The 18,945-nt window shown below is 67.8% G+C and carries 25 protein-coding genes and 1 pseudogene; 8 read left to right on the top strand and 18 right to left on the bottom strand.

Features of this window, described 5'->3' with window-relative positions; all coding sequences use genetic code 11:
- Nucleotides 1–442, top strand: a pseudogene (locus EAO80_RS14335) (adenylosuccinate lyase); the annotation flags it as partial.
- A 24-nt stretch (nucleotides 443–466) separates the two neighbouring features.
- On the top strand, nucleotides 467–1,357 hold the full coding sequence (locus EAO80_RS14330) for an ABC transporter substrate-binding protein (RefSeq protein WP_122090557.1): 891 nt from the start codon (nucleotides 467–469) through the stop codon (nucleotides 1,355–1,357).
- A gap of 13 nt (nucleotides 1,358–1,370) precedes the next feature.
- On the opposite strand, the gene EAO80_RS14325 is transcribed toward EAO80_RS14330, so the two are convergent.
- From EAO80_RS14325 to dapA, 6 genes are read right to left on the bottom strand one after another with little or no spacing between them, the layout of a single operon-like run.
- Nucleotides 1,371–2,429, bottom strand: a complete 1,059-nt coding sequence (locus tag EAO80_RS14325; RefSeq protein ID WP_122090556.1) for a M20 family metallopeptidase — start codon at nucleotides 2,427–2,429, stop codon at nucleotides 1,371–1,373.
- A complete protein-coding gene (gene dapF, locus EAO80_RS14320; protein WP_122090555.1) occupies nucleotides 2,426–3,244 on the bottom strand; it encodes a diaminopimelate epimerase in 819 nt (272 codons plus the stop codon). Before dapF ends, EAO80_RS14325 begins: the two co-directional genes overlap by 4 nt.
- Complete coding sequence (gene lysA, locus EAO80_RS14315; RefSeq protein ID WP_122090554.1) at nucleotides 3,235–4,470, bottom strand: diaminopimelate decarboxylase; 1,236 nt, start codon at nucleotides 4,468–4,470, stop codon at nucleotides 3,235–3,237. The genes dapF and lysA overlap by 10 nt, the downstream gene beginning before the upstream one ends.
- Complete coding sequence (locus tag EAO80_RS14310) at nucleotides 4,467–5,300, bottom strand: 2,3,4,5-tetrahydropyridine-2,6-dicarboxylate N-succinyltransferase (protein ID WP_122090553.1); 834 nt, start codon at nucleotides 5,298–5,300, stop codon at nucleotides 4,467–4,469. The genes lysA and EAO80_RS14310 overlap by 4 nt, the downstream gene beginning before the upstream one ends.
- Complete coding sequence (gene dapB, locus EAO80_RS14305; RefSeq protein ID WP_122090552.1) at nucleotides 5,297–6,058, bottom strand: 4-hydroxy-tetrahydrodipicolinate reductase; 762 nt, start codon at nucleotides 6,056–6,058, stop codon at nucleotides 5,297–5,299. The genes EAO80_RS14310 and dapB overlap by 4 nt, the downstream gene beginning before the upstream one ends.
- The gene (dapA, locus tag EAO80_RS14300) at nucleotides 6,055–6,966 is read right to left on the bottom strand and encodes a 4-hydroxy-tetrahydrodipicolinate synthase (protein ID WP_122090551.1); all 912 of its coding nucleotides are present in this window, start codon (nucleotides 6,964–6,966) and stop codon (nucleotides 6,055–6,057) included. The genes dapB and dapA overlap by 4 nt, the downstream gene beginning before the upstream one ends.
- Nucleotides 6,967–7,265: 299 nt before the next feature.
- Between dapA and EAO80_RS14295 the strand changes: the two genes are divergently transcribed.
- Nucleotides 7,266–7,763: a LabA-like NYN domain-containing protein gene (locus EAO80_RS14295; RefSeq protein WP_122090550.1), complete on the top strand. Its 498-nt coding sequence runs from the start codon at nucleotides 7,266–7,268 to the stop codon at nucleotides 7,761–7,763.
- 1 nt (nucleotide 7,764) lies between these two features.
- Here the strand turns inward: EAO80_RS14295 and EAO80_RS14290 are convergent, their stop codons facing one another.
- A complete protein-coding gene (locus tag EAO80_RS14290; RefSeq protein WP_122090549.1) occupies nucleotides 7,765–7,947 on the bottom strand; it encodes a hypothetical protein in 183 nt (60 codons plus the stop codon).
- A 114-nt stretch (nucleotides 7,948–8,061) separates the two neighbouring features.
- On the opposite strand from EAO80_RS14290, the gene EAO80_RS14285 reads away from it, so the two are divergent.
- The 3 genes from EAO80_RS14285 to EAO80_RS14275 are packed head-to-tail and all read left to right on the top strand — an operon-like array spanning nucleotide 8,062 to nucleotide 9,690.
- Nucleotides 8,062–8,526: a PUA domain-containing protein gene (locus EAO80_RS14285; protein ID WP_122090548.1), complete on the top strand. Its 465-nt coding sequence runs from the start codon at nucleotides 8,062–8,064 to the stop codon at nucleotides 8,524–8,526.
- A 43-nt stretch (nucleotides 8,527–8,569) separates the two neighbouring features.
- Complete coding sequence (locus tag EAO80_RS14280; RefSeq protein ID WP_122090547.1) at nucleotides 8,570–8,977, top strand: nascent polypeptide-associated complex protein; 408 nt, start codon at nucleotides 8,570–8,572, stop codon at nucleotides 8,975–8,977.
- On the top strand, nucleotides 8,974–9,690 hold the full coding sequence (locus tag EAO80_RS14275; protein WP_122090546.1) for a methyltransferase domain-containing protein: 717 nt from the start codon (nucleotides 8,974–8,976) through the stop codon (nucleotides 9,688–9,690). The genes EAO80_RS14280 and EAO80_RS14275 overlap by 4 nt, the downstream gene beginning before the upstream one ends.
- A gap of 6 nt (nucleotides 9,691–9,696) precedes the next feature.
- Here EAO80_RS14275 and EAO80_RS14270 read toward each other — a convergent pair whose 3' ends face one another.
- From EAO80_RS14270 to EAO80_RS14245, 6 genes are all read right to left on the bottom strand, one after another.
- Complete coding sequence (locus tag EAO80_RS14270; RefSeq protein ID WP_122090545.1) at nucleotides 9,697–9,975, bottom strand: HalOD1 output domain-containing protein; 279 nt, start codon at nucleotides 9,973–9,975, stop codon at nucleotides 9,697–9,699.
- A gap of 131 nt (nucleotides 9,976–10,106) precedes the next feature.
- Entirely contained in the window at nucleotides 10,107–10,628 is a 522-nt protein-coding gene (locus EAO80_RS14265; RefSeq protein ID WP_122090559.1) for a magnesium transporter, read from the bottom strand.
- Between the two features lie 50 nt (nucleotides 10,629–10,678).
- The gene (locus EAO80_RS14260) at nucleotides 10,679–11,251 is read right to left on the bottom strand and encodes a magnesium transporter (RefSeq protein ID WP_122090544.1); all 573 of its coding nucleotides are present in this window, start codon (nucleotides 11,249–11,251) and stop codon (nucleotides 10,679–10,681) included.
- An 81-nt stretch (nucleotides 11,252–11,332) separates the two neighbouring features.
- On the bottom strand, nucleotides 11,333–12,541 hold the full coding sequence (locus EAO80_RS14255) for a potassium channel family protein (protein WP_122090543.1): 1,209 nt from the start codon (nucleotides 12,539–12,541) through the stop codon (nucleotides 11,333–11,335).
- 40 nt (nucleotides 12,542–12,581) lie between these two features.
- Nucleotides 12,582–12,893 carry a transcription factor S gene (locus EAO80_RS14250; RefSeq protein WP_122090542.1) on the bottom strand — a complete coding sequence of 104 codons (312 nt, stop codon included), beginning with the start codon at nucleotides 12,891–12,893 and terminating at the stop codon, nucleotides 12,582–12,584.
- Between the two features lie 43 nt (nucleotides 12,894–12,936).
- Nucleotides 12,937–13,194 (bottom strand): DUF5789 family protein, encoded by a 258-nt coding sequence (locus tag EAO80_RS14245; RefSeq protein ID WP_122090541.1) that lies wholly within the window; start codon nucleotides 13,192–13,194, stop codon nucleotides 12,937–12,939.
- A gap of 119 nt (nucleotides 13,195–13,313) precedes the next feature.
- Here EAO80_RS14245 and EAO80_RS14240 point away from each other — a divergent pair, with 119 nt between their 5' ends.
- Nucleotides 13,314–14,534: an MFS transporter gene (locus EAO80_RS14240; protein WP_368280549.1), complete on the top strand. Its 1,221-nt coding sequence runs from the start codon at nucleotides 13,314–13,316 to the stop codon at nucleotides 14,532–14,534.
- A 4-nt stretch (nucleotides 14,535–14,538) separates the two neighbouring features.
- Here the strand turns inward: EAO80_RS14240 and EAO80_RS14235 are convergent, their stop codons facing one another.
- Nucleotides 14,539–15,489, bottom strand: a complete 951-nt coding sequence (locus tag EAO80_RS14235; protein WP_122090539.1) for a C-terminal binding protein — start codon at nucleotides 15,487–15,489, stop codon at nucleotides 14,539–14,541.
- Nucleotides 15,486–16,250 (bottom strand): enoyl-CoA hydratase/isomerase family protein, encoded by a 765-nt coding sequence (locus EAO80_RS14230; protein ID WP_122090538.1) that lies wholly within the window; start codon nucleotides 16,248–16,250, stop codon nucleotides 15,486–15,488. Before EAO80_RS14230 ends, EAO80_RS14235 begins: the two co-directional genes overlap by 4 nt.
- Nucleotides 16,251–16,336: 86 nt before the next feature.
- Here EAO80_RS14230 and EAO80_RS14225 point away from each other — a divergent pair, with 86 nt between their 5' ends.
- On the top strand, nucleotides 16,337–16,828 hold the full coding sequence (locus EAO80_RS14225; protein WP_122090537.1) for a DUF5797 family protein: 492 nt from the start codon (nucleotides 16,337–16,339) through the stop codon (nucleotides 16,826–16,828).
- On the opposite strand, the gene EAO80_RS14220 is transcribed toward EAO80_RS14225, so the two are convergent.
- The 3 genes from EAO80_RS14220 to EAO80_RS14210 form a co-directional block, all read right to left on the bottom strand.
- On the bottom strand, nucleotides 16,806–17,873 hold the full coding sequence (locus EAO80_RS14220; protein WP_122090558.1) for a DUF5787 family protein: 1,068 nt from the start codon (nucleotides 17,871–17,873) through the stop codon (nucleotides 16,806–16,808). The two genes, EAO80_RS14225 and EAO80_RS14220, sit on opposite strands and share 23 nt — an antisense overlap.
- A 58-nt stretch (nucleotides 17,874–17,931) precedes the next feature.
- Nucleotides 17,932–18,438, bottom strand: coding sequence for a hypothetical protein (locus tag EAO80_RS14215; protein ID WP_122090536.1), 507 nt, complete (start codon nucleotides 18,436–18,438; stop codon nucleotides 17,932–17,934).
- A gap of 138 nt (nucleotides 18,439–18,576) precedes the next feature.
- Nucleotides 18,577–18,945: NUDIX domain-containing protein (locus EAO80_RS14210; protein ID WP_122090535.1), on the bottom strand; the 369-nt coding region annotated here is incomplete at its 5' end.

Here is an 18,945-nt window from a genome sequence, read left to right as displayed (position 1 = left end):
GGGAAACCTCTCGAAGGCCAATTCTGATTTAACGTTCCTCGCCGACTACGTCACCACCTCGCGGCTCCAGCGCGACCTCTCGGACTCGACGGTGAAACGGAACATCGGCGCGGCGCTCGCCCACTGCCTGATCGGCTACGGGAAATGCGAGACGGGGCTAGGAAAAGTGACGCCCAACGAGGCGGTCATGCGCGAGGAGCTCGATGAGAACCCGGAGGTGATCGGCGAAGCAGTGCAAACGATTCTCCGACGGGAGGGTCACACCGACGCCTACGAGCGGGTGAAGGCACTGACGCGCGGGCGGCGCACATCTCTCGACGACTTCAAAGAGCTCTTTCGGGAGATCGACGTCGACGAGCGGACTCGCGAGGAGCTCCTCGCCCTGTCCCCGGCCGGCTACACCGGGCTGGCCGACGAGCTGGTCGACGACCTCAACGGTTAGGAGTCCGCAGAACCCACTCGACGCATGAACGTCGTTTCGACCTCGCCCTCGGGAACGGAGATCCTGTGTGCGCTCGGGATCGACCCGGTCGCCGTCTCGCACGCCTGTGACTACCCGCCGCGAGTGGAGGACCTGCCGTCGATCGATTTCTCCAGAGTGCGCGGCGGGTCGAGCGCCGAACGCCACGACCGCGTGCGGACCGTGAGCGCCGAGGGGACCGTCTACCGCCTCGACGTCGGGACGCTTCGCGACGCCGAGCCCGACCTGATCCTGAGCCAGGAGGTCTGTGGGGTCTGTGCGGTCGATACGACCCTCGTCGACGAGGTCCTCGGCGACTTGGACGGCGATCCCGACGTGGTCGGCCTGGACGCCAACGAGTTGGAGGACCTCTTCTCGTGTATCGAGCGGGTCGGCGAGGCCGTCGGACGCGAGAAACGGGCGGGGGAGCTGAACGCGACGCTTCGCGATCGATTGGCGGGGATCGAGGCGCGAACGGAGGGACTGGATCGCCCGCGGGTCGCGGTCCTCGAGTGGCTCGACCCGCTCATCGCCGCCGGCAACTGGGTGCCCGAGCTGGTCGAAATCGCGGGCGGCGAGTACGGGCTCGCCGAGCCCGGCGACCGGACCGTCGAGGTCGAATGGCCCTCGGTGGTCGAATACGATCCCGAGGTGCTCGTCGCCGCGCCCTGCGGGTTCGACGTCGAGGCCACCATCGCCCGGAGCGAGGAGCTGACCGAGCGCGAGGGCTGGGCGGGGCTGTCGGCCGCCCGGAACGGACGTGCCTATGCCATGGACGGCGCGAGCTACCTGAACCGCTGGAGCCCCCGGCTTGTCGACGCGGCCGAGCGGCTCGCGGCCTGCTGTCATCCCGAGGAGTTCGGCGAGCCACCGGAGGACGTCGAACGGCTCCGGTAGCGTGAAAAGGGTATCAGTGCAGCCGGGCGAGCGCCCCCTCCAAAACCTCGGCCGCCCACCGGACCCGCTCGATCCGAACGTACTCCCGATCGCCGTGGGCAACCGCGCCCTCGGCGTCGGCGAGCACGCCCGGCCCGAAGACCACAGTAGGAGCCTCGTTCGCGAAGTACGAGGCCTCCGTGGCGGCGGTGAACGGACGTGGGTCGCCCGCACCCGCCGCCCGCAGCGCCTCGACGACCGGCTCACCGGGGTCGGTCTCGAACGCCTCCAAAAAGGGCGTCTCGCGTTCGGTGAACCGGAACTCGGCGTCGACATCGGGAACGTGTGATTCGAGGTGGGCCCCGAGCGCGTCGGCGAACTCCCCGGTGGTCTCGGGCGGGACGCTCCGGCGGTCGAGGGTGATCCGACACCCGGCGGGCACCTGATTCGTCGCGGTCCCGCCCTCGATGATCGTCGGCGTGAGCGTCGGGCCGCCCAGATCGGGATGGGGATCGGCGTCGGCGTCGAACGATTCGAGGGCGACGAGGACGCGTCCCGCCCCCGAGATCGCGTTCGTTCCCGTCTCGGGTTCGGCGGCGTGGGCGTTCTTTCCGCGAACGGTGAGCGTCCCTTGAAACCGACCCTTCGCGGCGATACAGACATCCAGATCCGTGGGTTCGCCGACGATACACCGGTCGAATTCGAGCGAGAGGTGGTGGGCGCCCGTCGAGAGCGTCTCCTCGTCGGGCGTGACCGCGAGCGTGATCCGGCCGTCGGGCTCGCATCCGAGAAACGCCGCGAGCATCGCCGCGAGCGGCCCCTTCGCGTCACAGGACCCGCGCCCGCGGATCACCTCGCCGGCGCGATCGAAGGGGACGTGCGGCGAGACGGTGTCGATGTGGGTGTTCAGCAGGGTATGGGGCAAACCCTCTCCCCGCGAGGCGAGGACGTTTCCCGCCCCGTCGACGCGCGGTTCGACGCCGTGTTCAACGAGGGTCTCACACAGGAACTCGCGCATCTCCTCGACGCCCTCATTCGAGGGGATCCCCACCGCTCTCTCAAGGAAGTCGATCGGGTCGAGCGTGGTGCTCACGGCGCCGGCACCTCGCCCCGTCCCTCGAACTCGACGGGGCCCGACAGGGTGGCCGGCCCCTCGTCGGGTACGTCCACGAGCAGTTCGCCGCCCGGCGGCGAGACTCGTACCTGTTCGCCATCCGTGAGCCCGAGTCGCTTCGCGACCGCCGCGATGGCGACCGCGCCGGTCCCACACGAGCGGGTCTCGCCCTCGACGCCCCGCTCGAAGGTCCGCCCGTCGAACCCCCCGTCCCGTGCGGCGGCGAGGTTCACGTTCGCGCCCTCGGGGAAGCGTTCGGCGTGGCGGATCGACGGGGCCATCGCCGCGAGGTCGATCTCCGCAACCTCGTCGACGAAGACGACGGCGTGGGGAACTCCCGTATTCACGGCCGTCACCTCCCAGCCCTCGACGTCCTCGCGGATCAACGGCTCCTCGCGCGCGAGCGGGACGTCGCTGGGGGCGAACGAGGGAACGCCCATCTCGATTGCGATGGTATCCTCGCCCACGCGGGCCCGGCGCTCGCCCGCGGGCGTGTCGATGACGAACTCGTCGGTTCCGAGCCGTCTCGCTGCCCATTGGGCCGCACAGCGCGCCCCGTTGCCACACATCGCCGCGGTGCCGCCATCAGGCTGGTAGAGGCGCATTCGCACCCGCTCGCCCTCGATCGAGAGGACCAACACGCCGTCGGCACCTCGTCGGTCGCCGATCGTGGCGCCCGTCTCCCGGTCGCAGTGGGCGATCGCGAACTCGCCCCAGTCAGGAACCGAGGCGTCGGCCTCGCAGACGAGGAAGTCGTTGCCCGTCCCGTGGTACTTCTCGACGGCTACAGCCATGGCGCCCCTCCGTCGAGCCGCCTCACGTCCGCGACGGTCTCGCGGCGGCGGTCCACCGCGCTCCGTTCGCCCTCTACCACGACCGTCGCGGGCCGCGGACGGCTGTTGTACTGGCTGGCCATTTCATACCCATATGCCCCCGCGTTGCCGACCGCGAGCAGGTCGTCCCGGACGGGAACGGGCAGTTCGTACTCGCCGAAGACGTCGCCGCTCTCGCAGATCGGTCCCGTCACGGTCGCTTCGACCGTGTCGCGGCCCTCGCCCTCGGCCAGCGACCGGATCGCGTGGTGAGCACCGTAGATGGCCGGCCGGGCCAGCGTCGTCATCCCCGCGTCGACGCCGACGACCAGCTCCTCGCCGGCGGATTTGACGGTGTTGATTCGGGTGAGCAGGACGCCCGCGTCCGCGACGAGGTAGCGTCCGGGCTCGACGGCGAGGGTGGCCTCGACCTCCCCGAGCGCCTCCCGGGTCGCACGGGCGACCGCCTGTAGATCGAGGGGCTCCTCCCCCTCGCGGTAGGGCACCCCGAACCCGCCGCCGACGTCGACGAACTCCAGGTCGAGGTCGGTTCTTCGAGCTAGTTCGCCCATCCGCGAGACGAGTTCGCGGTGGGCCGCCAGGTCCTCGCCGCTGATCCCGCTGCCGGCGTGGGCGTGGATCCCGACGACGTCGAAGCCCCGCTCGTCGGCCTCGACCAGTAGGTCGGGCGCGCGCTCGATGGGCACGCCGAACTTCGCGTTCGCCCCCGTCGAGACCTTCTCGTGGTGGCCGGCGCCGACGCCGGGGTTGACCCGGAGACAGAGACGACCCGAAAAGCCCCGCTCGGCGAGCCGGTCGATGGTATCGGCGGCCCCGGCGGTGATCGTCAGCTCGGGGTGCTCGTCGGCGGTCTCGACCGCGTAGTCGAGGTCTCCCTCGGGAGGATTGACCGCGGTGTACTGCACGCGTTCGGGGGGTGCTCCCGCCGCGAGCGCGCGTTCGACCTCGCCCGCGGAGGCACACTCGATACCCGCACCCACCTCGACGAGCGTCCGCAGCACCGCGGCGGCGGTGTTTGCCTTCGCCGCGTACATGACCCGACCCTCGGGGAAGGCCTCGGCCATCCGGGCGTAGTTCTCGCGGACCCGTTCGAGGTCCTGAACGTACAGCGGCGTTCCATGGGTAGCCGCCAACTCCGCCAGTCGGGCGGTGTCCCACTCTTCGAGCCGCCGCACCGGGGGATTCATTCCCGCAGGGCCTCCTCCCGGCGGGTCGCATCGAGAGTCCCGTCCTCGACGTCCAGCGCGACGACTGCGGGCTTGTACGCCCCGCCCTCGAAGAGGTCGTGATCGCCCAGCGAGGACTCGACGTACCGGGTAAAGGCACGGCGTTCGGGGGGAAGCTCGCCGTAGAGGACCTCCTCCTCGACGAGGTCGTAGACCGGGATCCGCGGGGTGAGCAGGGTGTTCTCGCCGACGATGGAGTCCTCGCCGACGACGAACCCGCTGGTGACCCGACAGCCGGCACCGAGGGAAACACCGTCCTCGACGATCACGGGCGCGTCCTCGACGGGTTCGAGAACGCCCCCGATCAGCGTGTTCGCGCCGAGTTTCACGTTATCGCCGATCTGGGCGCACGAGCCGACCGTATCACAGGAGTCGATCAGCGTGCCGCTTCCGACAAAGGCACCGACGTTGACGAACGCCGGACTCATCAGGATCGCGTCGCTGCCGATATACGCGCCCCGTCGGATCACCGTTCCATCAGGTGTATTCCGGGTGCCGCGCTCGCCCAAGTCGGCGGTCTCGCGCAGGGGGAGCACGTCGTGGTAGGTCACGTCGCCGTAGGTCCGGGGATGGGTCTCTCGCAGCCCGAAGTTCAGCAGAATGCCGCGCTTGACCCACTCGTTTACCTCCCACTCGCCCGAACGTTTCTCGGCGGCGCGGGCCTCGCCCGATTCGAGGGCGGCCAGAAACGCGTCCAGCGTGTCGAGGTGGTCGGTCGTCGCCGTCTCGGAACTGACGTCGTCTCGCTGGTACTGCTCCCACAGGGCCGAGACCTCGGTTTCGAGTGTCATGACTGGCTATCGGGCAGGGTGTCTGAAAAGTCGTACCATCCCGGCGAGCGCCCCGCGAGCCACTCGGCGGCCTCGACCGCCCCCGCCGCGAACACGCCGCGACTGCCCGCACGATGCGTGAGACGTACCTCCTCGTGGTTGCCCGCGAGCAACACCTCGTGTTCGCCCGTGATGTCGCCCGCCCGCCGGGCGTGGACGCCGATCTCGCCCTCTTCCCTCGGCGTTTCGCCCTCGCGCCCGTGGACTCGCGGCGAGTCTCCTCGGACATCGTCGATGGCGTCGAGCACGCGGTTCGCTGTGCCGCTGGGGGCATCGCGCTTGCCGTTGTGGTGGGTTTCCGTGAGTTCGACGTCGTACCCCGGGAGCGCGGCGACGGCCTCGCGCACGGCGCTCAAAAGTCCCTGTATCCCGCGGGCGAAGTTCGCCGCCTGCAGGACCGGGACCTCCTCGCTTGCCGCGCGCAGCTCCTCGTACTGGTCGTCGGAAAAGCCGGTCGTGCCGACGACGGCCGGGACGCCGGCCTCGGCGCAATCCTGCACGTAGGAAACGCTCGGGTCGGGCAGCGTGAAGTCGATGGTCGCGTCGGGGTCGTGCTCGGAAAGCAACGTTCCGAACTCGTCGGCGGGCTCGATGTCCACGCCGGCGTACTCGCCGGCCGAGCTGTGGCTCACCCCGATGACCTCGTGGTCCGCCTCGCGGGCGGCGTCCATCACCTCCCGACCCATCCGGCCCGTGGCACCGGTCACGGCGACCTTCATGCTTCGAGTTCGACCGCGGACGACGATTCGAGATCGCTCAACAGCTCCTCCAGCTCCTCGCGAACCCCCTCGGAGGCCGGTGAGAGCGGCGAGCGCAGGTACGGCTCGCAGTGGCCGCGCATGGCCATCGCCTCCTTGACCGGAATGGGGTTCGACTCGGCGAAGAGCGTCCGCATCAGCCCCCCGAGTTCGTGGTGCAGCGAGCGGGCGCGCTCGTAATCGCCCGCGAGCGCCGCGCCGACCATCGCACAGGTGCGCTCGGGTTCGACGTTCGCGACGACGCTGATGGTGCCCGTCCCGCCGACCGACAGCGTGGGCAGGGTCATCGCGTCGTCACCGGAGAGGACGCTGAAGTCCGCCTCGCGGGTGCGCTCGACGACCTCGCTGATCCGCGCCAGATCGCCGCTTGCGGCCTTGTACCCGACGACGTTCTCGTGGTCGGCTAGCGAGGCGGCAGTCTCGACGGCGATGTTTCGCCCGGTTCGGCCGGGCACGTTGTAGATGACCTGTGGCAAGTCGACCGCGTCGGCGATCGTCCTGTAGTGGTGTTCCATTCCTTCGGGTTCGGGACGGTTGTAGTACGGCGAGATGAGAAGCAGGCCGTCGGCGCCCGCTTCCGCCGAGCGCTCGGAGAGCTCCAGGGCCTCGGCGGTGTTGTTCGACCCGCTGCCGGCGATCACGGGGACGTTCTCGACCGCGCCGCTTACGGTTTCGACGACCTGAACGTGTTCGTCGTGGGTCATGGTGGCGCTCTCGCCCGTGGAGCCGACCGGAACGAGGCCGTCGACGCCCGCGCGTTCGAGGCGCTGGGCGTCGGCACTGAGCGAGTCGAAGTCGATGCTGCCGTCGTCGTTGAAGGGCGTCACCATCGCCGGGAAGACGCCGCTGTAAGTGTCGTGTGCTGTCATGTCGGTGGTTTCTGTGAGTCGGTGAGACGGTTCGCGTGCGATCCCGGAACGGGCCACGGACGGGGTCGCTACCCCCGCCGGAAGCCCACCCTCACACGCGTTTTTTGAAAAGAGCGCTGGGCGACACGCTGTCGGCCTCCGATCCCGTGCGTGCCGGTCGCGTCATATCCCTATTCGCGTCGGCCGTCCACTTAGCCCTTGCGACCCGGACGAACGACGCTGTTCTCACGATGTTCCGTTCAGACTAGGTCCTGATGAGTTAAACGAAGCGTTTTATCGCCCGCACGAGAGGGACGAGTATGACGGTCGTCCACCCGAACCAGCGCGTCGCCGTGCTGGTCGACTCACAGAACCTCTATCACTCCGCCCACAGCCTCTACTCGCGGAACATCGACTACTCGGCGCTCCTCGAAGAGGCGGTCCAGGGCCGCGAACTCACCCGCGCGATCGCTTACGTGATCCGCGCGGACTCGCCCGAGGAGGAGAGCTTCTTTGAGGCGCTGATCGACATCGGTTTCGAGACGAAGATCAAGGACATCAAGACCTTCGGCGACGGCTCGAAGAAGGCCGACTGGGACGTCGGGATGAGCCTCGACGCCGTGACGCTCGCCCCGCACGTCGATACCGTCGTGCTCTGTACCGGTGACGGCGATTTCTCGAGGCTCTGTTCGCACCTCCGCCATCAGGGCGTGCGCGTCGAGGTGATGGCGCTCGGTCCCTCGACGGCCGACGAGCTGGTCGAAGCCACCGACTCCTTCGTCGATCTGACCGACCACGAGGAGAGGTTCCTGCTGTAACTCAGACGGCGGGGCCTTCGCCGGTCGTGCCGACGAGCAGCGACCCGATCGCGAGCCCGGTCGTCGCAAGCGCGGCGAGCGCGATCGGGATCGAGAGGTTGTCCATACCGCTTGCGAAGAGCAGCGCCCCGCTGACGACGAGCAGGATCACACCCGCGATGGTTTTCGTTTTGTCCGAAGCCATGGTACCCGTTAGTCGGCGTCCCTATATAATTCTCACCAAACACGCTGAGCGGCGTTCGTAACGGCCCCGACCGTCAAACGGAGCGCTCTTGTACGGCGGCTGTTACCCTCCTTCGTGAGCCAACCGGAGGATCGAGAGCGGCTGGTACGGATCGCTGACTACCAGTTCGGCCATCGGGTCGGCGAGGCGCTCTTTGCTGGGGACCTCCGGATCGAGCGCTCGAAGTCCGGGCGGCCACGGCAGGTCCACGCCCCCGAAGGGCGGCTCGTCTCGCTGGGCGCGGACGGCCGCTTTACCCTGGGAACCGAGGGAGGGCGGCGGCTGCTCGGGATAGGTTCGGCCCCCGCGAACCGCGTCGTCGTCGGCGACGAGTCCGAACCGTTCGTCCGCGAGGGTAAGAACGTCTTCTCGAAGTTCGTCACCGAGGCGGACCCGGAGATCCGCCCGGGCGACGAGGTCTGTGTCGTCCACGAGTCGGGTGACCTGCTCGCGGTCGGGCGCGTGGAACTGCCCGCGATCGCGATGGGGGCGTTCGAGACCGGCGTGGCCGTGACGGTGCGCGAGGGATGTGACGATTGAGGGGGTTCGGCACGTTTTTCCCTCCGTAACCCGACGTGCGGGTATGTTCGGAGGAGGCGGCGGCGGGCTCGACCCGCGCAAGATGGAACAGATGATGAAACAGATGGGCATCGACACCGAGGAGCTCGACGCCGAGGAGATCGTCATCCGCACCGGCGACGGCGAGGAGCTCGTCTTTACCGACGCCGAGGTCACCGTGATCCAGGCTCAGGGCCAGGAGACCTACCAGATCGTCGGCGAGCCCGAGACCCGCGAGGCCGGGTCGGGATCGAGTTCGAGTTCGGACGCGGGCGAGGACGCCGCGATCGAGGACGCGGACATTCCCGCAGACGACATCGAGATCGTCGCAATGCGAACGGGCGCGAGCGAGGACGACGCCCGCGAAGCCCTGGAGGAGGCCGACGGCGACCTGGCGAACGCGGTCGAGACGCTCGAAGCAGAGCCCAAGTGATCCTGCTCGTCCACGGCGACCGCGAGTACCTCCGCGAGCCCGGTGAGGAGCTCCAGACCGACCTCGGTATCGTCCAGATTCCCGAGGACGCGGCGCCGGGGGACGTTTTAGAGAGTCATCTCGGCGAGGAGTTCCGAGTCCGTCACCTGCGGGGCCCGGACCTGTTCAACCACCTCGAGCGCACCGGCGCGCCGATGCTGCCCCGCGACGTCGGACTCGTCCTCGGCGAGACGGGAATCGCCGCCGGGGACCGCGTACTCGACGCCGGCACCGGCACCGGCGTGCTGGCGACGTACATGGGCCGGGTCGGGGCCGACGTGCTGACCTACGAGCGAAATTCCGACTTCGCCGAGGTCGCCCGGGAGAACGTCGCGCTCGGCGGCGTTGCGGAAAACGTGACGGTGCAAACCGGCGACCTGACCGACGAGATCGGGGAGCTGTCGGGCTTCGACGCGCTCACGCTCGACACCGAGGACGCCTCCGCGGTGGTCGCGCGGGCGGACGAACTGCTCGTTCCCGGCGGGTTTCTCGCGGTCTACTCGCCGTTCGTCGAGGCGACACGGGACGTCGTCGAAACCGCCCGAGAGGGGCTCTCGGACGTGCGGGCGGTCGAGACGGTCCAGCGCGAACTCGACGTCGATTCCAGAGGAACGCGCCCGAGCACCGGCCCCGTGGGTCATTCGGGCTACCTGGTGTTCGCGCGAAACGGGTGACGGAACTCACTCGTAGACGAGGAGTTCGCACGCGGCGGCGTCGATCTCAACGCGGTAGTCCTCGAGGCGAAAGGAGACAACGCCCCCGGTGCGCGCCCGGCCGTCGGCGCGCGGCCCGAACAGATCGCACAACGCCTCGGGGTCGAGGACGTCACCGATTGGACCGATCGCACCCGGTGGAACGCCGGAGACGGCGGCGACCGTCTCGATGACGACAAAGGAGAGGTCCTCGTCCTCGTCATATTCGACGGAGTGAACCGGTTCGCCGCCCTGTCTAGGCCTTATCTGTCGTTCTCACGTGTGCAGTGATTCGGCACCTGGCTAGTGGGACCACACATTGGCACATAATTATTTCTGTTGTATGAATTATTAAGAAATTCCGACCATCGAGCGATTAGTTCAGGGTCGCGTTCCGCTTAAACCCCGAGTACGAGCGCCGAGACGCCGAGGAAGACGAGCATCCCGAAGACGTCAACGACGTTCGTGACGATCGGAATGGTCGTGTCGTCAGGGTCGATACCTAGGTGGTAGGAGGCGTAGGTCACGGCGATACCGAAGACGATCGCGATCAACGCCACCGTCATCCCGCTGAGCAGCGAGATCGCGAGCAGCGTCGTCAGCGGGAGTCCGATCCCGAGGAGCGCCCCCAACAGGTACGCGCCGACGGCGAGCGCGGTAAAGACCGTTCCCGCGAGCGCGAGGATCGCTCCGACGTTCGCCCACAGCACCTCGTCGTGGGGGTCGAACTCCGTTGTCCCGAGGTGGAGCCGCGAGGAGAGGCGCGAGGAGAGGATCGCCCCCAGGTTCCCGCCGAGGTTGATCATCGTCGGCACCATCACGGCGAGGATACCGTAGCGTTCGAGCAGTTCCTCGGCGCTCTGGAGCGTGATGCCCGCCCAAAGGACGACGATCGAGAGCACCACCAGAAGCGGGAACATGGTGGCGACGATGTGACGGGCCTCCCACGAGCCGAGCGATTCGGTGGCGCTCACGGGACCACCACCTCGACGATCCCGATCGACAGCAGCATGAACAGCATCCCGAAGACGTCGCCGAGCGTGGTGACCGAGGGCCCCACGAGGTTATCGGGATCGTAGCCGCGCTTGTATCCCGCGAAGATCAACCCCAGGAGACCGACGATCATGACGACGGAGGTCAGCGTGCCGGCGATCAGCATGATTCCGACGAACTCGTAGAGCGTGGCGGACTCCCAGCCCAGCACGAACAGCGCGAGCCGTGTGAGCACCCCGATCACGATGGAGATCCCGATCCCGTTGACGAAGGAGGCGACGACCGCGTTCACGAGGCGGTCGTTTCGCTCGAACCGGGGCTCGATCAGCCCTTGGTGGAGCCCGCTGGCGATCCGCCCGCCGAGCGCCCCGTAGACGTTCCCGCGGGTAGCGAGAAAGACCGGCACCATCACGAGCAGCCCGGGAAACCGCTCGACGCTCCCCAGAACAACCTCGAGGACCAATCCCGCGAACAGCCCGCCGCCGAGCGCGACCAGTAAAACGGGGAGCGCCTCGCGATAGATCGACAGGAACTCCTCACGAGCGCCCATAGGCGGGGATCGATCGATTCGATGTTAAACCTACCGAGAACGGTCGAATAACTGACCGCCGTGGTTCGAGTGCCCCTCGACTCAGGCCGCCGCGAGCTCGCGGAACGTTTCGGCCGAAGTCCGGGTCCCCTTCGCGATCAGGACGTCGCCGGCCTGCAGTTCGGTGTCGGCGTCGGGGACGAGCATCCACCCCTCCTCGGGACGGCGCACGGCCAGTACGTTCATGCTCACGTCCGATTCGGGGACGCCCTCGACCAGCGAGGTGTCTTCGAGTCGGCTCCCCCGCTCGACGCTCACCCGGACGATGATCTCGTCGCTCTCCTGGACCGCGAGCTCGACGACGGGATGGACCTCGATCTCCCGGAGGACGCCCTCGGAGATCTCGAGGGCCGCGTCGCTGATCTCCTCGGTGCTGAATCCCAGGTGAAGCAGGCCCCGAAGCGAGACGGGATCGGGTGCGTCAGCGGCCGCCCGCAGCGTCCAGGCCTCGAAGCGCGAGCGCAGCGCGTCGACCTCGACTTCGAGGTTGTTGACCTCCTCCGCGAGCTCGACGGTGTCGAAGAGGATCGAGCCGTAGGCGAGATCGACGGCGAGCTCGCTCAAGTTCTTCATCAGGACGATCGAGTCGACCGCCCGGTCGAGGTCCTCGATCTCCGAGTCGGCGGCCTCGGGAGGGGTGTAGTGCTCGCCGGAAAGCGTCGCGTAGACTTCCTCGATACCGGGGTCCGGGCCCCGCAACAGAGTGACGTCGTCGGCCCGGATCTCGGTCTCGGGGCCGGGATTGAGGTTCCACTCCGAGCCCCGGCGGATGGCGATCACCCGGACCCCCGTTTCGGATTCGAGGTTGATATCGAGAAGCGTCCGACCGGCGTACGGCGAGTCGGCGGCGACGCCGGTTCGGACGAGCGTCTCGATCGCGTCCGGGAGTGCCGCCCGCATCGCACCCGGGAGGCCGATCTCCTGGAGGACCACCTTCGCGATGTCGCCGGTCGCGTCGCTGATCTTCTCGGCGCCGCTGACGATCCCCAACACGGGCGCGAGCGCTTCTGCGTCGGAGGGGTTTCGCGCGGCCATCAGCAGGCTCATCCGGGCACGAAGCTGGAGGACGTCCATACGCTCTTCGAGACGAAGCACCTCCTCGGCGACGGTCCCGTCGTTCAACAGCACCGCCGAGTACGAGAGGTCGATCAGCAGCTCGGAGGTGTCCTTCATCTCGACGAGCAGGTCCTTGACGCTGACGGGCTCGTACTCAACCGTCGTCGGGGGCGGATCGCCGCGAGGGGGTCCCATGGCCGAAGATTGATCGGGTGCCTAAAAAGTCCTTGCGCAGCTAGTGGTCGTCCTCGCGCCACTTGTGCTCGCACTCGGTGCAGACGAAGAATCGGGTTTCGGACTCGTCGGCCGCCCGGATCTGCTGCATATACCAGTAGGCGCGGTCGTTGCCACAATCGGGACACCGCGCACTCGTCGTCGGCAGGCCGCTGTTCCCGGCGTCGGTCTCGATGACCTCGCTTTCCTCCTGGGCGTCGGTCGTCGTATACGAGGCGCTGTCGCCCTTTGGCTGTTCGTTCCCACAGCTCTTACAGATCCAGACGTCTCCCTCTCCCATCATCATCGAGCCGCATTCATCGCAAAATTCCATGTCCTGCCTATCGTACCCAGTCAATTAAGCGCCCCGAATCGCGCTATCCCTCCCCTTCAGACTGGTAGGGCTCGCCGACCGCCTCGCGGGGAAGGGAGTTATGGAGTTCGGTTTTGAGGTCCTCCGCGGAGCGATAGGAGTCGCTGCCGGTCTCCGAAACCAGTTCGCCGAGGTTCGCCTCGCCGTCGGCGAGCAGGAGCGTCACCTCGTCGAGTTCGTTCGCGGCGTCGTCCCGCGAGGTCGGATATGAAAGCGCCTCCAACTCCTCGTCGACCCGGCTCAGTTTGACTTCCCGTGTCATGTCACCACGTACGTCGGCCGAGGGCTTAGTCCTTCGCCGAACAGCAGGCTGATAGCCACCCCGTCCATAGGGCCGGTGTGGCGCTCTTCGAAACCGACCGACGCATCCTCGCGCTCGCCATGGCCCGAATGGCCGACGGCGTCGGCAACTCCTTTCTCATCATCGTACTCCCCCTCTACATCGCGAGCGGGGTCGTCGAGGGCCGGACCTTCGGGCTGACCGAATCGATGCTCATCGGGATCGTCCTCTCGCTCGTCGGCTTCGTCAGCAGCCTCTCCCAGCCGTTTACGGGGCGCGTTTCCGATCGAACCGGGAGACGCAAGTTCTACATCCTGATCGGGCTCGGCGGGCTGACGACCGCCAACCTCCTCTACCTCTTCGCGGGCTCGTACCTCTCGCTGGTCGTCCTGCGGGCCCTTCAGGGGGTGTCGATCGCCTTCATCATCCCCGCGTCGGTCGCCCTCGTCAACGAACTCGCGGGCGCGGGCACCCGCGGCGGCAACATGGGCGTCTACAACACCTTTCGACTCGTCGGCTTCGGCGCGGGCCCGGTCGCCGCGGGCGTACTCGTCAACGCCGGCCCCTACTCGATTCTGGGGTTCGACCTCAGCGGGTTCGAGGCCACCTTCTACGTGGCCGCCGGGGCGGCTGCACTGAGTTTCGCGCTCGTCTCCGTGCTCGTCCACGACCCCGCCGAGCTCGAACGGACGAGAGAAGACCTCTCGATCGACGTTTTCGACGGGGAGGGCGGGCTCGATCCCGTCTTCACCCTCGGGGTCGCCTCGCTGTTCATGGCGATCGGGATCGCGCTCTTTGCGACCCTCCAGCCGGAGATCAACGCCCGCCTCGATCAGGGCTCGACCTGGTTCGGGGTGCAGTTCGCCGCGTTCATCATCTCACAGGTGTTCCTGCAGGTTCCCATCGGCCGGGCGAGCGACCGCTGGGGTCGAAAGCCGTTCATCCTCGCGGGACTCGTCCTGCTCGCACCCTCGACGCTCGCACAGGGGATCGTACTCGACTCGTGGCTCATGCTCGTCGTTCGACTCACCCAGGGGGTCGCCGGCGCGATGGTGTTCGCCCCGGCGCTCGCGCTGGCGGGCGATCTGGCGACCGGCGGGGACTCGGGGACGAAACTGTCGGTGCTGACGATGGCGTTCGGCCTCGGGGTCGCCCTCGGGCCACTCTCGGCGGGCTTTCTCGTGAGTCTCGGGTTCGTAGTGCCCTTCGCGGTCGGCGCGAGCCTCGCGGTGATCGGGTTCGGACTGGTCTATACGCAGGTCGAGGAGACGGTCGGTCCCGGGGCATCCGCTACCGACTCCGAGCCCGTCCCGCAGGACTAAACGGCTACACCGGATTGGTCGGCTCGTTGTCCGCCAGCACCGACAACACGTCGCGAGTGACCGTCTCGCGCAACTCGGTGATCGATTCCTCGGAGTACCACGCCACGTGGGGCGTCAGGACCACGTCTTCCAGATCAAACAGCGCCGACTCCTCGGGCGGTTCCTCGGGCAGGACGTCCAATCCGGCACCAGCGATCTCGCCGGCCTCGATCGCCGCCGCGAGCGCCGTCGTGTCGACGACCGCTCCACGGGCGGTGTTCACGAGCACCGCGTCCTCACGCATGGTCGCAAAGGCCTCGGCGGCGATCAGTTCGTGGGTCTCGTCGGTCAGCGGCGTGTGGACCGAGACGATCCGTGAGCGTTCGAGGAGCTCCTCCAACCCTACTTTCTCGACGCCGGCCTCGTCGAGTTCCTCTACCGAGCGGTAGGGGTCGTACGCGAGGTATTTGAAATCGAACCCCGACGCTTTGGCGGCGAGGCACTCGGGAATCGACCCGAAGCCGACGAAGCCGACCGTCGCGCCCTGCAGGCGGTTGATGGGCCTGCCGGCCGTCCAGTCCCACTCCCCGTCCGTGATCCGGGCGTCGAACCGGGCCGTCTCGCGGACACAGGACAGGGCCAACGCGAGGGCGTGTTCGGCGACCTCGTCCTGACAGTAATCGGGGACGTTCACGACCGGGACGCCGTGATCGCCCGCCGCTTCGAGGTCCACGCTGTCGACGCCGATGCCGTAGCGGCCGACGACCGCGAGGTCGAGTTCCTCGAAGACCGCCCGGGTGATCGGCGCGTACTGGGCGAGCAGGGCGTCCGCGTCGACCCCACGGGCAGCCTCGATCACGTCCTCGGGTCCGTCGGCGGCCGCAGTTTCGAGGTCGATGCCCGCCTCCCCGGCGAGTTCCCGCTCGATGTCGAGGTCGGGGAAGTCGAAGTCGGTGACGAGAACCGTCGAACTCATTCGAACTCGGGGTCGCGCTTCTCGACGAACGCCGCCATCCCCTCGCGCTGGTCGTCGGTACCAAAGAGGCCGCTCCAGAGGCGCTTCTCGTAGTCGAGGCCGGCCGACTGGGGGCCCTCGTGGACCTGATTGAGCGCCTCCTTCGCGGCGGCGAGCGCGAATCGGGGTTTCGCGGCCAACTGCTGGGCCATCTCCTCGACCACCGAATCGAGGTCCTCCTGGGAAACGACCTCGCCGACCAGCCCGATCTCGGCGGCGGCCTCGGCGTCCAGTCGCTCACCGAGGAAAACCATTCTCCTCGCCGCTGCGTCGCCAACGAGCCGCGAGAGGCGTTGGGTACCGCCCCAGCCGGGGACGATCCCCAGATCGATCTCCGTCTGGCCGAGCACGGCGTTCTCGCTCGCGACTCTGAGATCGCAGGCCAGCGCGAGCTCACAACCGCCACCGAAGGCATACCCGTTGATCGCGGCGATCACCGGTGCGGAGTGGGTCGCGATTCGATCACAGATCTCGTGGCCGAGTTCGGCGTAGGCCATGGCCTCCTCGACGGAGAGTTCCTTCATGTACTCGATGTCCGCACCGGCGACGAAGGCGTCCTCGCCCGCGCCCGTCAGGACGAGCGCGCGGGCGTCCTCGGTCTCGTCGAGGGCGTGATCGAGCGTTTTGAGGGTGTTGACGTTGAGCGCGTTGAGGTTGTCGGGGCGGTCGATCGTGATCGTGGCGACGTCGTTTTCGCGTTCGATGGTGACGTTGTCCGTCATGGACGCGACGACGTCCGCCGCCGCCCTAAGCGTTGGCCAATCGGAGAACGAACGAATAACGTATCACCTCCCCGTAGCGTCCGGCAATGACACTCTCGGAGGAGGCAACGGAGCGCCTCGCGGACGTCGTCGCGCTTCAGCCGACGAAGAACGGCGAACTCCAGGAGCGCTGGGGGCTCGAAAGCGGCAGCGAGGTCCACCAGTACCTCGAAAACGAGCTCTCTGCGTACTACTACCGCGACGAGGACAGTCTCATCCGGGCCACGCCCGACGCCGCGGACCTCGTCGACGTCGACCCCGGCATCGAGGGCGGCGATGGGGGAACCGTCATCCGCGTGCCCGAACTCCAGGGGCGGGTCTTCGAGGTGCTTGCAGGTCCCGACGAGCGCTCACAGAGCGTGGTCTCGGTGCTACAGGACCTCCGTTCGGAGTTCGGAATCGACCCCGAGGCCGGCGACGTGCGCTCGGCGCTCCAGAGTCTCAAGCGAAAGGGGATCGTCGAGGTCGAGTACCGGACCGTCCCCACGTTCCGGAAGACGGCCCCCCGCGAGGACGTCACCGTCGAGATCCTCGAGTAGCCCCCGTCGCTCGCGAGCGGGCGCGCTCCCGGCGGCGGTCGAGCACTCGCCGGATCCCCTTGCCGGGCCCGCCTTCGATGGGCCAGCCCTTCGTGCGCCACGCGGGAGGCTCGGGGGAGAACTCCGGACACGAGCCCGAACACTCGACGGCGGTCGGTTCGTGGCATTTCGCCGCGCAGTGGGGGACGAGCGCCCCGGAATCGATCCGCCCCTCGAACTGTCGACAGTCCGGGCGCATCGTGTCGACGTAGGAGCGCCAGCCCCGCTCGTAGGCGCGTTCTGCGATCGCGAGGCGTTTGTCGGCCTTCCATTTGGAGGAAACGTACTCGAAGCGGGCGGCCGAGCGGTCGTGATCGCCTCCCGAGGGACGTTCCGTGATCCTCGTTCCCGGTTTCTCGGGGGGGAGCCGACGGGGGTGCCAGCGCACGCTCGCCTCGCCCTCCGAGAAGACGAGGATCCCGACCTCGACGGGAAGGTCCTCCAGCAAGGCGGGTTCGACGCGCTCGCCCGTCGCACGGGTGGCGACCCAGACCTCGTCGGCGAGCGCCATCGCCACGTCACGCTCCAACTGGTCCGACAGCGCGCGGGCGGCGCTCGCGTCCAGGTCGGGTTTGTTCTCGATAGCGATGACTCTCGATAGCCAGTCGGGATACTCGAACCGTCGGCGGATCTCGATCCTATTGCTCCGTTTTCTGGTGTCGAGGATCCCCCGCTCGTCGGCCTCGTGGATCGATTCTCGAACGTAGCGCCACGGGTAGCCCGGATCCGGCAGGACGTCGCGGTAGTAGCTCCACTCGGCGGGCGCGTTCCGGACGACGAAAAGGAGGTCCGAATCGAGCCGCTCGCGGCCGAAGCGCGAGCGGCGTTCGAGTCCCTCCGAATCGACTTCGAGGACGATCGTGTCCCAGCGCCGGTCACGGGTGCCGAGTTGGCGCGAAACCACGACCGGCACCCGTCGACCGCCCTCGGGGGGCCACCGGCGTTCGACCCACCGACAGACCCGGAGCTCGAAGCCGAACTCGTGGTCGATCCGCTCGCACGTCATGCGCACAGCTCCGTCCGCGACGGGCCTAAGTCGTTCGAAGCCACCCGACGGGAGCCACTCAGCCGTCGCGGTCGAGGTCCGGTCCGTCGGCGTCCCCGTCCGCACCGTCGGCGTCGGCATCGGGGCCGTCGCTATCGCGGTCGGGACCGTCGTGGTCGAGATCCGGGCCGTCCGCGTCGCGGTCGATCCCGTCGTGGTCCGCGTCGGGACCATCGACATCCGCGTCCGCACCGTCGGAATCGGCGTCGTGATCCGATCCGTCGGCGACGGCTGCCCGGGTTCCCGTGGGTCGATCGGCGCCATCGGACCGTCCGACGCCACCGGATGGATCGTCGCCGGTATCGACCCCGATCGCGTAGAGCACCACCGGCGGGAGGACGTAGGAGGCGATCGCCAGCCACGCGAACGAGGGGTCGATGAAGATCAACAGGCCGAACGCCGTCAGCGCCGCCGTCGCCGCCGCGTGGATCGCGGTGGTCGTATAACGGCGGTAGTACTCCCAGAAGCCCCGAACGCGTTTCAGGATCAGTCCGAGCGCCCTCCCCGGACCGGACCGCGCGCTCATCGGATCCCCCGTAGACGAGATGTCATGGCGGTTCTATGGCCCCCGGGCGTTTCAGTCCTCGTTCGGCGAGCCGGGCGCTGTTCGGAGCCCGACACGGCTCCGAGGGAGAGCCACCCGGCCACCGGAGCGCCCGGACGGTCAGTAGCCGCCCTCGTCGAGGAACTCGTGGGCGTCTTCGAGGATGTCGCGCGGGCCGTCCTGTGTGATGGTGTTCACCGCTTGTTCGTAGTCGCGCCACTGCAGGTCGCGGTGTTCCGTCGAAAGCTCGGCCGAGGCCTCGAAGGACTTGGCGATGAACAGGTGGACCGTCTTGTGGATCGTCTGGCCGTTGGCCTGAAAGACGTAGTCATACTCGTCTCGAAACCCGTCGAGCAGTCGGAAGTCCTCGATGCCCGCTTCCTCTTTCACTTCGCGTATCGCGGTCTGTTGGAGTTCCTCCTCGCCCTCAACCCCGCCCTTGGGGAACTCCCAGTCCCCCGGGCGGCTCTTGAGGAGGAGGTACTCGCG

It is taken from the genome of Halalkalicoccus subterraneus (assembly GCF_003697815.1).
Taxonomy (GTDB): Archaea; Halobacteriota; Halobacteria; order Halobacteriales; family Halalkalicoccaceae; genus Halalkalicoccus; species Halalkalicoccus subterraneus.
The sequence above is the reverse complement of the archived record's forward strand: the minus strand, read 5'-3'. Positions and strand labels throughout refer to the sequence as shown.

Excerpts from the sequence above, each read along its gene's own strand:
- EAO80_RS14330 (WP_122090557.1), top strand. The coding sequence starts at position 467 with ATGAACGTCGTTTCGACCTCGCCCTCGGGAACGGAGATCCTGTGTGCG.
- dapF (WP_122090555.1), bottom strand. The coding sequence starts at position 3,244 with ATGGCTGTAGCCGTCGAGAAGTACCACGGGACGGGCAACGACTTCCTC.
- lysA (WP_122090554.1), bottom strand. The coding sequence starts at position 4,470 with ATGAATCCCCCGGTGCGGCGGCTCGAAGAGTGGGACACCGCCCGACTG.
- EAO80_RS14310 (WP_122090553.1), bottom strand. The coding sequence starts at position 5,300 with ATGACACTCGAAACCGAGGTCTCGGCCCTGTGGGAGCAGTACCAGCGA.
- dapB (WP_122090552.1), bottom strand. The coding sequence starts at position 6,058 with ATGAAGGTCGCCGTGACCGGTGCCACGGGCCGGATGGGTCGGGAGGTG.
- dapA (WP_122090551.1), bottom strand. The coding sequence starts at position 6,966 with ATGACAGCACACGACACTTACAGCGGCGTCTTCCCGGCGATGGTGACG.
- EAO80_RS14295 (WP_122090550.1), top strand. The coding sequence starts at position 7,266 with ATGACGGTCGTCCACCCGAACCAGCGCGTCGCCGTGCTGGTCGACTCA.
- EAO80_RS14290 (WP_122090549.1), bottom strand. The coding sequence starts at position 7,947 with ATGGCTTCGGACAAAACGAAAACCATCGCGGGTGTGATCCTGCTCGTC.
- EAO80_RS14280 (WP_122090547.1), top strand. The coding sequence starts at position 8,570 with ATGTTCGGAGGAGGCGGCGGCGGGCTCGACCCGCGCAAGATGGAACAG.
- EAO80_RS14265 (WP_122090559.1), bottom strand. The coding sequence starts at position 10,628 with ATGTTCCCGCTTCTGGTGGTGCTCTCGATCGTCGTCCTTTGGGCGGGC.
- EAO80_RS14260 (WP_122090544.1), bottom strand. The coding sequence starts at position 11,251 with ATGGGCGCTCGTGAGGAGTTCCTGTCGATCTATCGCGAGGCGCTCCCC.
- EAO80_RS14255 (WP_122090543.1), bottom strand. The coding sequence starts at position 12,541 with ATGGGACCCCCTCGCGGCGATCCGCCCCCGACGACGGTTGAGTACGAG.
- EAO80_RS14250 (WP_122090542.1), bottom strand. The coding sequence starts at position 12,893 with ATGGAATTTTGCGATGAATGCGGCTCGATGATGATGGGAGAGGGAGAC.
- EAO80_RS14245 (WP_122090541.1), bottom strand. The coding sequence starts at position 13,194 with ATGACACGGGAAGTCAAACTGAGCCGGGTCGACGAGGAGTTGGAGGCG.
- EAO80_RS14240 (WP_368280549.1), top strand. The coding sequence starts at position 13,314 with ATGGCCCGAATGGCCGACGGCGTCGGCAACTCCTTTCTCATCATCGTA.
- EAO80_RS14235 (WP_122090539.1), bottom strand. The coding sequence starts at position 15,489 with ATGAGTTCGACGGTTCTCGTCACCGACTTCGACTTCCCCGACCTCGAC.
- EAO80_RS14230 (WP_122090538.1), bottom strand. The coding sequence starts at position 16,250 with ATGACGGACAACGTCACCATCGAACGCGAAAACGACGTCGCCACGATC.
- EAO80_RS14225 (WP_122090537.1), top strand. The coding sequence starts at position 16,337 with ATGACACTCTCGGAGGAGGCAACGGAGCGCCTCGCGGACGTCGTCGCG.
- EAO80_RS14220 (WP_122090558.1), bottom strand. The coding sequence starts at position 17,873 with ATGACGTGCGAGCGGATCGACCACGAGTTCGGCTTCGAGCTCCGGGTC.
- EAO80_RS14215 (WP_122090536.1), bottom strand. The coding sequence starts at position 18,438 with ATGAGCGCGCGGTCCGGTCCGGGGAGGGCGCTCGGACTGATCCTGAAA.